The following is a 12,922-nucleotide window of genomic DNA, read 5'->3' as shown; positions in this document are numbered from 1 at the left end:
TGGGTCCCTCGGCGGTTACGGACGGGTCAGCTCAGGCGCTCGACGACCATCGCCATGCCCTGGCCGCCGCCGACGCACATCGTCTCCAGGCCGAACTGCTTGTCGTGGAACTGGAGGGAATTGATGAGCGTGCCGGTGATACGGGCGCCCGTCATGCCGAAGGGGTGGCCGACCGCGATCGCCCCGCCGTTGACGTTCAGCTTCTCCAGCGGGATGTTCAGGTCGCGGTAGGAGGGGATCACCTGGGCGGCGAACGCCTCGTTGATCTCGACCAGGTCGATGTCGTCGATGGTGAGGCCGGCCCGGCGGAGGGCCTGCTGCGACGCCTCGACCGGACCCAGGCCCATGATCTCGGGGGAGAGGCCGGAGACACCGGTCGACACGATGCGGGCGAGCGGGGTGAGGCCGAGCTCGCGGGCCTTGGTGTCGGACATGATCACGACCGCGGCGGCGCCGTCGTTGAGAGGGCAGCAGTTGCCGGCCGTGACGAGGCCGTCGGGGCGGAAGACCGGCTTCAGGCCCGCCACGGCCTCCAGGGTGACGCCGGCGCGCGGGCCGTCGTCCTTGCTGACGACCGTGCCGTCGGGGAGGGTGACCGGGGTGATCTCGCGCTCCCAGAAGCCGTTCTTGATGGCTTCCTCGGCGAGGTTCTGCGAGCGGACGCCGAACTCGTCCATGTCCTGGCGGGTGACGCCCTTGGCGCGGGCCAGGTTCTCCGCGGTCTGGCCCATCGCGATGTAGGGGTCGGGGAGCAGGCCGTCCTCGCGCGGGTCGTGCCAGGTGGAGCCCTCCTGCGTGGCGGTGGCGACGGTGCGGGCCTCCGCCTCGGCGAAGAGGGGGTTCTTGGTGTCCGGGAGGCCGTCGGAGCTGCCCTTGGCGAACCGGGAGACCATCTCGACGCCGGCCGAGATGAAGACGTCGCCCTCGCCTGCCTTGATGGCGTGCAGCGCCATGCGGCTGGTCTGGAGGGACGACGAACAGTAGCGGGTGATCGTGCAGCCCGGCAGATGGTCCATGCCCATCTGTACGGCGACGATACGGCCCAGGTTGTAGCCCTGTTCGCCGCCGGGGAGGCCGCAGCCGAGCATCAGGTCGTCGATGTCCCTCGGGTCGAGGCCGGGCACCTTGGCCAGGGCGGCCTGGACGATCGTGGCGGTGAGGTCGTCCGGGCGCAGGTCCTTGAGGGAGCCCTTGACGGCGCGGCCGATCGGGGAGCGGGCGGTCGAGACGATGACGGCTTCGGGCATCACGGCTCCATTGGCGGGAAGGGCGGGCGGGCGTACGTACCGGGAAGTTACCGGTACGTATGGCCTGGGTCACGGGGGCGGCCGTGTGACACTCGACGCACTTTCTAAGCGCTTGCTTGGGCCTACGTTCTTGCTTGGGTCTGCGTTCTTGCTCGGTCTGCGTTCTTGACCGGGTCCGGGTTCTTGCCGGGTCGAGGCGCTTGCCGGGGCCCAGGCGCTTGCCGGGGTCTAGGCGCTTGCCTGGGTCTCGGAGGGCTCCGCCTCCGGCACCCGCCGCCTGCGCCTGCGCTTGAGCAGGGCCCAGGGGCCGCGGGGGCCTGTCGGCATCGCCGCCGCGACCTCCGTGCCCGCCTCCGAGGCGGCCTCCGCCGCCGCCCGGGCGACCGGGAGGAAGCCCTCGCGGCGGGTGACGTCCGGACGCTCCTCCTCGGCCGGCCAGAGGCCGAGGGCGGCGCAGATGCTGGGGAGGACGGCCATCGCGGCGGTCGCGTAGCCCTCGGCGGAGGGGTGGTAGTGGTCGGGTCCGAACAGCTCGCGGGGGTTCGCCTCGAACTCGGGGCCGAGGAGGTCGCCGAGGGACACCGTCCGGCCGCCCTGCTCCACCGTGCCGATGGTCTGCGCCGCCGCCAGCTGCCGGGAGGCGCGCCGGGCCAGCCAGCGCAGGGGCTGGGGGACGGGCTCGATCGTGCCGAGGTCGGGGCAGGTGCCGACCACGACCTCGGCGCCGACCGTGCGCAGCCGCCGTACCGCCGAGGACAGGTGCCGTACCGAGCGGGTGGGCGGCAGGCGGTGGGTGACGTCGTTCGCGCCGACGATGATCACGCAGACGTCGGGCACCCGGTCGGAGTCCCCCATGACCAGCGCGACCTGGCGGTCCAGGTCGTCGGACCGGGCGCCGGGCAGCGCCACGTTGCGCAGCACCACCGGGCGTTCCGCCACCGCCGCCAGGCCGGACGCGAGAAGGGCGCCGGGGGTCTGGCCGGAGCGGTGGACGCCCTGGCCCGCCGCCGTGGAGTCGCCCAGCAGCACCAGGTACAGGGGTTCCGCGGCCGGGGTGCCGGGCGCGTCGTACGCGCGGCCGTAGCGGCCGTTCGCGTGCGGGACGTGCGCGGGGACACCGAAGCCGTTCACATGGCGCCGGGCCATTCGCGCCTCCGCGAGCAGCAGTCCCACGGCCGCCGCCCCGGCCAGACCGATACCGCCGCCGCCGTAGGCCGCGCCGGCCGCGATGCGCCGGGCCACCCTCGCCCTCGACATCCTCGTCATGCCTCGCCGTCACCTCCCTCGTGTCCGTACATCCACTCCTTGCCCCGTACCGACCGTCGGCCAATCTCAACAGGGAGTGAACCTGTCGCACGCCCCGTAGGCTGGCGTAACCACTACGACCACTGTTTTTCTGCAAGCAACCGGAGACAACGGTGCAATTCCACGACTCGATGATCAGCCTCGTCGGCAACACCCCGCTGCTGAGGCTCAACAGCGTGACCAAGGGCATCCGGGCGACCGTCCTGGCCAAGGTGGAGTACTTCAACCCGGGCGGTTCCGTGAAGGACCGCATCGCCCTGCGCATGATCGAGGCCGCCGAGAAGAGCGGGGCACTGCAGCCGGGCGGCACGATCGTCGAGCCGACCAGTGGGAACACCGGTGTGGGTCTGGCCATCGTGGCGCAGCAGAAGGGGTACAAGTGCATCTTCGTGTGCCCCGACAAGGTGAGCACCGACAAGATCAACGTGCTGCGCGCGTACGGGGCCGAGGTCGTCGTCTGCCCGACCGCCGTGGACCCCGAGCACCCCGACTCGTACTACAACGTCTCCGACCGGCTGGTCCGTGAGACGCCGGGCGCGTGGAAGCCCGACCAGTACTCCAACCCCGACAACCCCGCCTCCCACTACCACTCCACCGGCCCCGAGCTGTGGGAGCAGACGGACGGGCGGATCACCCACTTCGTGGCGGGTGTGGGCACCGGCGGCACCATCTCCGGCACCGGGCGCTATCTGAAGGACGCCAGTGAGGGCCGGGTGCAGGTCGTGGGCGCCGACCCCGAGGGGTCGGTCTACTCCGGGGGCTCCGGGCGGCCGTACCTCGTCGAGGGCGTGGGCGAGGACTTCTGGCCCACCGCCTACGACCGGACCATCGCCGACGAGATCGTCGCGGTGTCCGACAAGGACTCCTTCCAGATGACCCGGCGCCTCGCCAAGGAGGAGGGGCTGCTGGTCGGCGGCTCCTGCGGGATGGCCGTGGTGGCGGCGCTGCGGGTCGCGGAGACGCTCGACGAGGACGGCGTCGTGGTCGTCCTGCTGCCGGACAGCGGACGCGGGTACCTTTCAAAAATCTTCAACGACGAGTGGATGGCCGACTACGGCTTCCTGGAGGACGAGGGCCCCAGCGCCCGTGTCGCCGACGTGCTCAACGACAAGGAGCACGGCGCCATCCCGTCCCTCGTCCACATGCACCCGGACGAAACCGTCGGCCAGGCCATCGAGGTGCTGCGCGAGTACGGCGTCTCGCAGATGCCGATCGTGAAGCCGGGCGCCGGTCACCCGGACGTCATGGCCGCCGAGGTCGTCGGGTCGGTCGTCGAACGCGAGCTGCTCGACGCCCTGTTCACCCAGCGGGCCTCCCTCTCCGACCCGCTGGAGAAGCACATGTCGGCCCCGCTGCCGCAGGTCGGCTCCGGCGAGCCCGTCGGCGACCTGATGTCGGTGCTGGGCGGCGCGGACGCGGCGATCGTGCTCGTCGAGGGCAAGCCCACCGGTGTCGTCAGCCGCCAGGACCTGCTGGCGTTCCTGGCCAAGGGCGGCGCCAAGTAAGGACCCGCAACTTCCCGGGTTCGCTGAGGGAAACCTCCGGGAAACCTGCGGTGAATCAGCGGTCCGGGCGTCGAACTTCCGTTTGTCTACCCAAGTGGTGGACTTGGCGGAAGTGGTACGAGCGCGTCACGTCCGCGCAGCACACGCTTAACACGCGTCCGGCACATTGGTGGATGTCGGCAGGGCGGGAGCGGCTCCCCGCCCAGGCCGGCAACCGAACGGCGTCACGGACCTCCGGAGCGGCTCCCGGACCTCCACAGGCGCCAAGGACGCGCAGCCCGGCCTGACCCGGCTCGCGTCCCTCGCGGGGACCGCCGTCGTCCCGCCCCCCGGCAACGGGGGTGCGGCGGTCCCCGCGCATAGCCCCCCTTTGCGCCTGAACCGGCGCCGCTCTCGCGGCTGTGGTCGCTCGCCGTCGTGGTTCCTCAATTGACGGCTGGGGCCGTCTTCGTTTTTCTCGGGTGTACGGCTGTCGGGTCAGCTTTCCCAGTTGTCGTCCTTCTGCGGGCGGCGGGCGCCGAACAGAGCCGGGCTGGTGCGGGCCGCCTGGACGACGTTCACGCCGACGATGCCCACCCAGGTGACGAGCAGGCCCGGCAGATGGGCGGTACCCGCGCCGATCGCGGAGAGCGGGACCGCCAGGACGAGCGAGACGATCCCGAAGCCGAACCGCTCGCCCCAGGAGTCCGTGGCCTTCGGCGAGCGTGCGTCCCGGGCCGCGGCCATCTGTGTCTCCGCGAACTGCCGGCGCACCCGGCGCTCCACCGCCGCGTCGATGCGCTGGTCGACCTTCTCCAGGAAGGAGTCGACGAGCGCGGTCTCGTACTCCTCGCCCAGCTCCCTGCGCGCGTGCAGGGTGGCGTCGAGTTCCTTCTTCAGATCGGTGTCACGCGCTTCCATGGCCGTCTCCCATCCCGTCATGGACCCCCACGTTAGGCAGCCTGGGCACGCCGCGCACTGGGGAAAGCCCCCCGGTCCGGTCTCGGGCTCGCCGGAGCTTCACGGGAGCTTCATGGGAGCAGGGAGACGAGGCCCGTGTCGAGGTCGAAGCGGGCCCCCAGCACCGTCGCCCCGGCGAACGCCGGGTCCGCGCGGAGCGCGTCGCGGACCCACGCGGTGTGGGCGGTCGTGGTGTGCTCGGCCCAGTCGCCGGGCAGCGCCCGGGCCCGGTGGGCGGCCGGGGCGATCTCGTCCACGAGGAGGGCCAGATGTCCGGGGGCGGGAGCGCCGGTGCGGATGTGACGCAGGGTGGCGCCGACCGCCCCGCACCGTTCGTGCCCGAGGACCAGCACCAGGGGGACGCCGAGCTCCTCGACGCCGTACTGGAGGGAGCCGAGCACGGCTTCGTCCAGCACCTGCCCCGCCGTCCGGGTGCAGAGCAGGTCGCCGAGGCCCTGGTCGAAGACCAGCTCGGGCGGGACCCGGGAGTCGACGCAGCCCATCACCACCGCGAACGGGTGCTGTCCGGCCGCCAGCAGCCGCCGCCGGTCGCGGCTCGTGCGCGGATGCCGGGGACGGCCTGCGGCATAGCGGCGGTTGCCGGCGAGCAGCTCGTCGAGCGCCTCGCCCGCCGAGTGGGGGCGGCCGTGGGGGCGGCCGTGGGGGTGGCCCGGGCGGTCCTTCGTCCCGGCGGGGGCCGCGGCCAGGGCGCCGACGGCGGTGGCCGCCAGAAAGGCCCTGCGGTTCGAGGGCATGACGCATCCTCAGGGTCGTGCGGTGCGCGCTCCGGCGAAGGAGCGCGTGACATCACCGTACGCACATGAGTGGTCACCGAGGGTGCGTTTCGGGAAACCGCCCGGCACCCCGCCCGGCAACCCGCCCTACTTCGCCAGGCCGTGCTCCTTCGCGTACGCGTTCGCCACGTCCTCCGGGTCCTTCTTGTCCGAGTCCACCTGCTTGTTCAGCTGGGTGAGGTGCTCGGTGGTCAGGACGTTGCCGAGGCGGGCCAGGGCCTTGCGGACGGTGGAGTCGGCCTTGCGGTCGGCGATGAGGGGGACGATGTGCTGGCCGGGGATGAGGTTCTTCGGGTCGGTCAGCACCACCCAGTCGTTGTCCTCGATGTCGGTGTCGGTGGTGAAGAGGTTCGCCACGTCGACGTCCCCCTTCTTCAGGGCGCCCTTGACCAGCGGCCCTGAGGAGTCGAGGGACTTGAACTCCTTGAACTCGACGCCGTACACCTCCTTCAGGCCCACCACGCCCACCTGACGCTTCTTCACCTCGGGGGCGGCGCCGATGATCAGCTTGCCGTTCTCCTTCTTCAGGTCGGCCAGGGAGGTCAGCCCGTACTTCTCGGCGGTCTCCCGGGTCACGGCGAACGCGTCGGCGTCCTCGGCCAGTCCGTACGGCAGGACCTGGAGGCCGGACGGGAGCGCGATGGTGAGGGCGTTCTGCATCTCGCCCTCCTCGGTCGCCGTCGCCTTCGGGTCGAGGTAGTCGAGGAGGGCGCCCTGGTACTCCGGCAGCAGGTCGATGTCGCCGCCCCGGAGAGCGGGGATCACGATCTCCCGGGTGCCGAGGTTCGGACGGACCTTCACCTTCACGCCGGCCTGCGTGAGGACGGCGGCGTAGAGGTAGCCCAGCACCTGGTTCTCGGTGAAGTTGGCGGTGCCGATGGTGATCCCGCCCTTGCTGGAGCCGCCGCCACCGGAGGTGGTGCCGCCCTCGTCGAGGGAGGTGATGCCGCTCGCGCAGGCGGAGAGGGCGGGGACGGAGGCCGCGGCGAACAGGCCGCCGAGGAGGGTACGTCGGTTCATGGCGGGTTTCCCTAGGCGGTGCGGTGGCGGAAGAGGAAGCGCTGGAGGCCGGCGAGGACCAGGTCGAGGGCGACGGCCACCGCGGCGACCAGCACCGCTCCGCCCATCACCTGCACGAGGTCGCGCTGGGCCAGCCCGTCGAAGACGTAGCGGCCGAGGCCGCCGAAGGAGACGTACGCCGCGATGGTGGCCGTCGCGACGACCTGGATGAGCGCGAGCCGCAGGCCGGTCATGATCAGGGGGAGGGCCAGGGGCAGTTCCACCTGGAGGAGGACCTGGTGGCCGCGCATGCCCTGCCCGCGGGCCGCGTCCTTCACGTCCGGGTCGACGGCCGTCATCCCGGCGTACGTGTTGGTGACGATCGACGGGACCGCCAGGGCGACCAGCGCGACGTACACCGGCAGCATCGACAGCCCGCCGGCCAGGAAGACCAGCACGACCAGGCCGACGGTCGGCAGGGCGCGCCCGAAGGAGGCCAGGTTGATCGCGAGGAAGGCGCCCTTGCCGGTGTGGCCGATCAGCAGGCCGAGCGGGAGTCCGATCGCCGCCGCGATGAGGGTGGCGAGCAGTGAGTACTGGAGGTGTTCGGCGAGGCGGTGGCCGATGCCGTCGCCGCCGGTCCACTGGGCGCCGCTGGTGAGCCAGGAGCCGAGGTTCTTGAGGAGTTCGTACATGTCAGGCTCGCCGCCTCCGCCACGGGGTCAGGACGTACTGGACGGCGACCAGGGCGGCGTCCGCGACGACGGCGAGCAGGATCGTGAGGACCACGCCCGCGATCACCGGGGTCGGGAAGTCGCGCTGGAAGCCGTCGGTGAAGAGCTGGCCGAGTCCGCCGTCGCCGATGTAGGTGGCGACCGAGACCAGGGAGATCGACATGACCGTCGCGATCCGGACCCCCGCCATGATCACGGGGAGCGCGAGCGGGAACTCGACGGTCAGGAGCGTGCGCAGGGGGCGCGTGCCCATCGCCTTGGCCGCCTCCTTGGTCTTCGCGGGGACCGAGTCGAGGCCCTCGACCGTGTTCCGCAGCAGTACGACCAGGGTGTAGACGGTCAGGCCGATCACGGTCGTGGTGCGGGTCAGACCGCTGACCGGGAGGAGCAGCACGAAGATCGCGATCGACGGGATCGTGAACAGGATGTTGGACAGCCCGAGCAGGAAGCCCCGCAGCGGGCGCACCCGGTGGGCGATCACGGCGAGCGGCAGGGAGATGAGGAGGCCGAAGAAGACCGCGGTCAGGGCGGCCTGGAGGTGGGAGATCGTGAGGGTGGTCAGATCGTCGGTGTGGTCGCCTATCCACGACCAGTCGATGGTCACGCCGCCACCACCCGTGCCTCGGTGTGCGCCCGGCCCGCGTGCTCGTGGATGTCGTCGCGGGAGGTGACACCGGTGAGGGCGCCGGCCGCGTCGACCCGGGCGACCAGCCCGGTGGGGGAGGCCACGGACTCGTCGAGCGCCGAGAGGAGCGAGTCGGAGTCCTTGAGCGGCCGGACCGGCAGCTCGGTGTCCCGCTGGTCTTTCGGTGCCCAGTGGAGCGGCTTGCGCTGTGCGTCGAGGACGAGGTTCCAGGCGCCGCCCTCGGGGGCCGGGGCCTGCGGGACGTCCGCGAGGGTCTTCAGCGAGAGCAGCTTCAGTCCGCGCTCGGCGCCGAGGAAGTCGGCCACGAAGTCGTCGGCCGGGCGGGCGAGCAGCTCGGCGGGCGGGGCGCACTGGACGAGATGGCCGCCGGTGCGGAAGACGGCTATCCGGTCGCCGAGGCGTACGGCCTCGTCGATGTCGTGGGTGACGAAGACGATGGTCTTGTTCAGCTCCTTCTGGAGCCTGAGCAGTTCGTCCTGGAGCTGGGTGCGCACGACCGGGTCGACGGCGCCGAAGGGCTCGTCCATGAGGAGCACCGGCGGGTCGGCGGCGAGCGCGCGGGCCACGCCGACGCGCTGCTGCTGGCCGCCGGAGAGCTGGTGCGGGTACCGCTTGCCGGCCTCGGCGGTCAGGCCGACGGTCTCCAGCAGCTCGGCGGCGCGGGCGCGTGCCTTGCGGCGGCCGTGGCCGAGGAGCAGCGGGACGGTGGCGATGTTGTCCAGCACCGTGCGGTGCGGGAACAGGCCGGACTGCTGTATGACGTACCCGATGGAACGGCGCAGGTCGGCCGCGTCCTGCCGGGTGACGTCCTTGCCGCCGACCTTGATGGTGCCGGAGGTCGGGTCGACCATCCGGTTGATCATCCGCAGGGTGGTGGTCTTGCCGCAACCGGAGGACCCGACCAGGACGGTCACGCCGCCTTCCGGCATGTCCAGGGTGAGGTCGTGGACTGCTGTCGTGCCGTTGGGGAAGCGCTTGTGCACCGCGTCGAACTGGATCATGAGTTGTCCCTTGCCCGGCTGTATAACGTCATGCAGAGTTCTTCCTAGGTGAATAGCTTGTCAACGGTTCGGTGTTAATCCGAGGTAACGGATGCCCGTCAGGCAAGATCGAGTGTCCGGATTGAGGGGAGTTTGGGGCCTTATGTCGTCTCAGATCGTGGACGTGGCGTTTGCCTCGGAGGCCGTGCACAGTGGTCTCGTCGTCCTCGACGGAGTCGCTCTCGGCGTCCAGGACGTCGTACGCCTCGCCGACGGGACCGCGCGGCCGGTCCCCGGTACCGAGGCGATGCGGCGGATGACGGAGGTCTGGGACGCCGCCCGGCAGATCGCCGCGACCGGACGCGTCTACGGCCGCTCCACCGGCGTCGGCGCCCTCAGGAACGAGGACGTGCCCACCGAGGCCGCCGCCGAACACGGGCTGCGACTGCTGCGCAGTCACGCCGGCGCGATCGGCGAGGAGCTGCCCGCCCGGCAGGTCCGGGCCATGCTCGCCGTCCGCGCCAACCAGCTCCTCGCCGGCGGCGCGGGCCTGCGCCCGAGCGTCGTCGAGGCACTGTGCGAGGCCCTGGAGAGCGGGGCGTATCCGGTCGTCAACGAGTTCGGCTCGGTCGGCACCGGGGACCTGGCGGCCCTGGCCCAGGTGGGGCTGGCACTGGTGGGGGAGCACCCGTGGCAGGGCGACGGCGCGCCCGAGCCGCAGCAGCTCGACAACAACGACGCCCTCGCGCTCATCAGCAGCAACGCCCTCACCCTCGGGCAGGCGGCGCTCGCCCTGCACGAGCTGCGCGGGCTCATCGAGGCCACCCAGGTCGTCGCCGCGCTGTCGCTGCACGCCGTGGACGGCTCGCACGAGGCGTACGCCGCCCCCGTGCACGCCGCCCGGCCGCACCGGGGCTCCGCCGAAGTGGCCCGCCGGATGCGGGAGCTGATCGGCGCCGAGGAACGGCCCACCCCTCCCCTCGGCCGGATCCAGGACCCGTACGGCTTCCGCTGCCTGCCCCAGATCCACGGTCCCGCGCACGACGCCGCCGACGCCCTGGAGGAGGTGCTCGACATCGAGATCAACGCCGCCGCCGAGAACCCCCTCATCTCCCCCGAGGACCTGGCCGCCTACCACCACGGCGGCTTCTACCAGGCCCAGCTCGCCCTCGCCCTGGACCACTTCAGGCTGGCGCTCACCCAGGTCGCCCGGCTGTCCACCTCCCGGCTCTCCACCCTCAACGAGCCCGCCTACACCCGGCTGCGACCCTTCCTCGCCGACGACCTGCCCGCCTCCTCGGGCGTGATGATCCTGGAGTACGCCGCCGCGGCCGCCCTCGGTGACCTGCGCGCCTTCTCGGCACCCGCGTCGCTCGGCCACGCTGTACTCTCCCGGGGCGTCGAGGAACAGGCCAGCTTCGCCTCGCTCGCCGCCCGGCAGACGCTGCGGGCGTGCGGCGCGTACCGTCTCGTGGTCGGCTGCGAACTCGTCGCCGCCGTACGGGCGCTGCGCCAGCGCGAGCTGCGGCCCGAGCCGGGACTGCCGGCCGAGCGGGCGCTGGAGCTCGCCGACGCGGTGCTCGACGCGGACCAGGCCGACCGGCCGCTCACCGCCGACGTGAGCGCGGCGGCCCGGCTGCTGGACCGGTTCACGGACATCTGGAGGGGGAACGGGGCATGAGCGCGGAAACCGACATGCGGGAGACGGGTGCGGGCGCGGCGAGTGCGGGCGGGGCTGGCTCGGGTGGCTCGGGTGGCTCGGGTGGCTCGGGTGCGGGTGGGCCGGGTCCGGGCAGGGCTGGTGCCGGCGGGGTGGGCGCGGGCGAGACGGGTGCGGGCGGGGCGGGTACGGGTGGCTCGGGTGCGGGCCGGACGGGTGTGGGGGAGGGGGGCGTGACGGATACGCCTGCTGGGCGGTTGCAGGCGCTTTTCGAGGGGCATCGGCTGACGCCCACCCAGCGGCGCATCGCGCACAGCATGGTGCGCCGCGCCGCCGACGTCCCCTTCCTGTCCAGCGTCGAACTGGCCGAACTGGCCGGGGTCAGCCAGCCCTCCGTGACCCGCTTCGCGGTCGCCCTCGGCTTCGACGGCTACCCCGCCCTGCGCAAGCACCTCCGCGAGGTCGCCCCCGCCGAACAGTCCGCCGCCTCCGCCTCGTACAACGAGTACCAGCAGGCCGTCGAGGCCGAGATCGAGAACCTCCGGCACCTGGCCGAACTCCTCGCCGACCCGCGCCCGGTGCGCCGGGCCGGCCGGCTGCTGGCCGCCTCCCGCCCGCTGCCGGTCCTGGGGCTGCGCGCCGCCGCCTCCCAGGCGTACGGCTTCGCCTACTTCGCCGCCAAGGTCCACCCGGACGTACGGTTGCTGCACGAGGGCGGCACCATGATCGAGGACCGGATCGACGCCGCCGTCCGCGCGGGCGCCACCGCCCTGCTGTGCTTCGCGCTGCCCCGGCACCCGCGCGAGGTCCTCGACACGCTGGAGTACGCGAAGGGCGCCGGTCTGACCGTCGTCACCGTCGCCGACTCCGCGTTCGCGCCCGTCGCCAAGGCCTCCGACCTGCTGCTGCCCGCCGCCGTCGGCACCGGGCTCGCCTTCGACACCGCCTGCGCGCCGATGCTGCTCGGCCGCGTCCTGCTGGAGGCGATGTGCGACCACCTCCCCGACGCCCAGGCCCGCCTGGAGGAGTTCGACGCGCGGGCGGCGGCCCGGGGGCTGTTCGTGGAGTGACCCGGTCTTGAGACCCGGTCTTAAGACTCGTCTCACGTTGAGTCGCTAGCGTCCCGACGACGCGACTGTGAGGAGGCGAGGGAAGTGTCACGCGGAGGTCAGGGGCTGGCGCGGGTGGCCGTCGTCGTACGGGCCGGGGCGGCGCCGCTGTGGTGGGCCGGGGTGTTCGCGGCCGGGGTCGGCGTGCTGCCGTCCGGGATCACCGGACGCCGGATCGGGGTGATGGCCGGGGCCGCGCTGTTCCTTGTGGCGGCGGCCTGGGTGGCGCTGCGCGGGCGGCGCCGCTACACCGCTCTCGGGGGCGGTACGGCACGGGCCGGCAAGCACGATCTGCTCCAGGACCGGGCGGTCACCGTCCGCACCTGGCGCCGCGGCCACCGCTGGTGGCTGCTGCTCGCCTTCGCGGCGGCACTCGGCAGCTCCTTCGCCGTGCCCGCCGCGGGCGGCATGCTGCTGGCCGGCTGCGGTACGGGCCTGTGGCTGAAGGCCGGCTGGCTCGGCCGGCGCGAGCGGGCCGGGGACGCGCTGCTGTGGGTGCGCGTCGACTGGCTGGGCCGGTACGGCGGACGCCCGGCCGGCAAGGCCGTCCGGGCGTACCGCAGCACGGGTATCGCGGCCGGCGACGCGGCCCCGGGCGGAGCCCGCCGCACCGCTTCCGTCGGGTAGCTAGACCTCGAGGTCCTCCTCGATCTTCTTCAGCTGGTGGCGGGCCATCGCGAGGTTGGCCCGCTTGACGTCCAGCACCAGGTAGAGGAAGAGCCCGTTGCCGCCGCGTCCGCTGATCAGCCGGATCAGGTGGTACTGGTCGGAGAGCGTGATCAGGATGTCCTCGATCTGGGCCTTCAGACCGAGGTGCTCCATGGTGCGCATCTTGGCACGCACCACGTCGGTGTTGCCGGCGGCGGCGACGTTCAGGTCGAAGGTCTTGCTGCCGCCGAGCGTGCCCAGCGCCATTCCGCTGGTGTAGTCGACGAGGGCGGCGGCCGTCGCGCCCTCGATGGAGGCGAGCGCCTCTTTCAGTGTGGTCTCTGTGTTGGCCATGA

General features: G+C 72.2%; 13 protein-coding genes. 4 read left to right on the top strand and 9 right to left on the bottom strand.

Translation table 11 applies throughout. The annotated features are described in order from the left end of the window. Window positions 1-26: 26 nt before the first annotated feature. Entirely contained in the window at window positions 27-1,247 is a 1,221-nt protein-coding gene (locus ACFPIH_RS02635; RefSeq protein ID WP_381167702.1) for an acetyl-CoA C-acetyltransferase, read from the bottom strand. A gap of 228 nt (window positions 1,248-1,475) precedes the next feature. Next, complete coding sequence (locus tag ACFPIH_RS02630; protein WP_381167700.1) at window positions 1,476-2,513, bottom strand: SGNH/GDSL hydrolase family protein; 1,038 nt, start codon at window positions 2,511-2,513, stop codon at window positions 1,476-1,478. A 152-nt stretch (window positions 2,514-2,665) separates the two neighbouring features. Between ACFPIH_RS02630 and ACFPIH_RS02625 the strand changes: the two genes are divergently transcribed. Continuing rightward, window positions 2,666-4,057 carry a cystathionine beta-synthase gene (locus ACFPIH_RS02625; RefSeq protein WP_381167698.1) on the top strand — a complete coding sequence of 464 codons (1,392 nt, stop codon included), beginning with the start codon at window positions 2,666-2,668 and terminating at the stop codon, window positions 4,055-4,057. A 477-nt stretch (window positions 4,058-4,534) separates the two neighbouring features. Here ACFPIH_RS02625 and ACFPIH_RS02620 read toward each other — a convergent pair whose 3' ends face one another. From ACFPIH_RS02620 to ACFPIH_RS02595, 6 genes are all read right to left on the bottom strand, one after another. Further along, window positions 4,535-4,957 carry a hypothetical protein gene (locus ACFPIH_RS02620; protein ID WP_381168477.1) on the bottom strand — a complete coding sequence of 141 codons (423 nt, stop codon included), beginning with the start codon at window positions 4,955-4,957 and terminating at the stop codon, window positions 4,535-4,537. Window positions 4,958-5,067: 110 nt separating this feature from the next. Beyond that, window positions 5,068-5,751 carry a carbonic anhydrase gene (locus tag ACFPIH_RS02615; RefSeq protein WP_381167696.1) on the bottom strand — a complete coding sequence of 228 codons (684 nt, stop codon included), beginning with the start codon at window positions 5,749-5,751 and terminating at the stop codon, window positions 5,068-5,070. A gap of 126 nt (window positions 5,752-5,877) precedes the next feature. Next, window positions 5,878-6,810 carry an ABC transporter substrate-binding protein gene (locus ACFPIH_RS02610; RefSeq protein WP_381167694.1) on the bottom strand — a complete coding sequence of 311 codons (933 nt, stop codon included), beginning with the start codon at window positions 6,808-6,810 and terminating at the stop codon, window positions 5,878-5,880. 11 nt (window positions 6,811-6,821) lie between these two features. After that, the gene (locus tag ACFPIH_RS02605; RefSeq protein WP_381167692.1) at window positions 6,822-7,484 is read right to left on the bottom strand and encodes an ABC transporter permease; all 663 of its coding nucleotides are present in this window, start codon (window positions 7,482-7,484) and stop codon (window positions 6,822-6,824) included. A 1-nt stretch (window position 7,485) separates the two neighbouring features. Continuing rightward, window positions 7,486-8,127, bottom strand: coding sequence for an ABC transporter permease (locus ACFPIH_RS02600; RefSeq protein WP_381167690.1), 642 nt, complete (start codon window positions 8,125-8,127; stop codon window positions 7,486-7,488). Continuing rightward, complete coding sequence (locus ACFPIH_RS02595; protein WP_381167688.1) at window positions 8,124-9,170, bottom strand: ABC transporter ATP-binding protein; 1,047 nt, start codon at window positions 9,168-9,170, stop codon at window positions 8,124-8,126. Before ACFPIH_RS02595 ends, ACFPIH_RS02600 begins: the two co-directional genes overlap by 4 nt. A gap of 142 nt (window positions 9,171-9,312) precedes the next feature. Here ACFPIH_RS02595 and ACFPIH_RS02590 point away from each other — a divergent pair, with 142 nt between their 5' ends. The 3 genes from ACFPIH_RS02590 (at window position 9,313) to ACFPIH_RS02580 (ending at window position 12,545) form a co-directional block, all read left to right on the top strand. Then, window positions 9,313-10,830: an aromatic amino acid ammonia-lyase gene (locus ACFPIH_RS02590; protein ID WP_381167686.1), complete on the top strand. Its 1,518-nt coding sequence runs from the start codon at window positions 9,313-9,315 to the stop codon at window positions 10,828-10,830. A 197-nt stretch (window positions 10,831-11,027) separates the two neighbouring features. After that, complete coding sequence (locus ACFPIH_RS02585) at window positions 11,028-11,879, top strand: MurR/RpiR family transcriptional regulator (RefSeq protein WP_381168475.1); 852 nt, start codon at window positions 11,028-11,030, stop codon at window positions 11,877-11,879. An 84-nt stretch (window positions 11,880-11,963) separates the two neighbouring features. Continuing rightward, the gene (locus ACFPIH_RS02580) at window positions 11,964-12,545 is read left to right on the top strand and encodes a hypothetical protein (RefSeq protein WP_381167684.1); all 582 of its coding nucleotides are present in this window, start codon (window positions 11,964-11,966) and stop codon (window positions 12,543-12,545) included. Here ACFPIH_RS02580 and ACFPIH_RS02575 read toward each other — a convergent pair whose 3' ends face one another. After that, window positions 12,546-12,920 carry a roadblock/LC7 domain-containing protein gene (locus tag ACFPIH_RS02575; RefSeq protein ID WP_381167682.1) on the bottom strand — a complete coding sequence of 125 codons (375 nt, stop codon included), beginning with the start codon at window positions 12,918-12,920 and terminating at the stop codon, window positions 12,546-12,548. Window positions 12,921-12,922: the final 2 nt, after the last annotated feature.

It is taken from the genome of Streptomyces vulcanius (assembly GCF_042653945.1).
Taxonomy (GTDB): Bacteria; Actinomycetota; Actinomycetes; order Streptomycetales; family Streptomycetaceae; genus Streptomyces; species Streptomyces mangrovi.
Note: the sequence above shows the minus strand (reverse complement) of the source record. Positions and strands in the feature narration are given on the sequence as shown.

Excerpts from the sequence above, each read along its gene's own strand:
- ACFPIH_RS02610 (WP_381167694.1), bottom strand. The coding sequence starts at position 6,810 with ATGAACCGACGTACCCTCCTCGGCGGCCTGTTCGCCGCGGCCTCCGTC.
- ACFPIH_RS02595 (WP_381167688.1), bottom strand. The coding sequence starts at position 9,170 with ATGATCCAGTTCGACGCGGTGCACAAGCGCTTCCCCAACGGCACGACA.
- ACFPIH_RS02630 (WP_381167700.1), bottom strand. The coding sequence starts at position 2,513 with ATGACGAGGATGTCGAGGGCGAGGGTGGCCCGGCGCATCGCGGCCGGC.
- ACFPIH_RS02615 (WP_381167696.1), bottom strand. The coding sequence starts at position 5,751 with ATGCCCTCGAACCGCAGGGCCTTTCTGGCGGCCACCGCCGTCGGCGCC.
- ACFPIH_RS02620 (WP_381168477.1), bottom strand. The coding sequence starts at position 4,957 with ATGGAAGCGCGTGACACCGATCTGAAGAAGGAACTCGACGCCACCCTG.
- ACFPIH_RS02590 (WP_381167686.1), top strand. The coding sequence starts at position 9,313 with ATGTCGTCTCAGATCGTGGACGTGGCGTTTGCCTCGGAGGCCGTGCAC.
- ACFPIH_RS02605 (WP_381167692.1), bottom strand. The coding sequence starts at position 7,484 with ATGTACGAACTCCTCAAGAACCTCGGCTCCTGGCTCACCAGCGGCGCC.
- ACFPIH_RS02635 (WP_381167702.1), bottom strand. The coding sequence starts at position 1,247 with ATGCCCGAAGCCGTCATCGTCTCGACCGCCCGCTCCCCGATCGGCCGC.
- ACFPIH_RS02575 (WP_381167682.1), bottom strand. The coding sequence starts at position 12,920 with ATGGCCAACACAGAGACCACACTGAAAGAGGCGCTCGCCTCCATCGAG.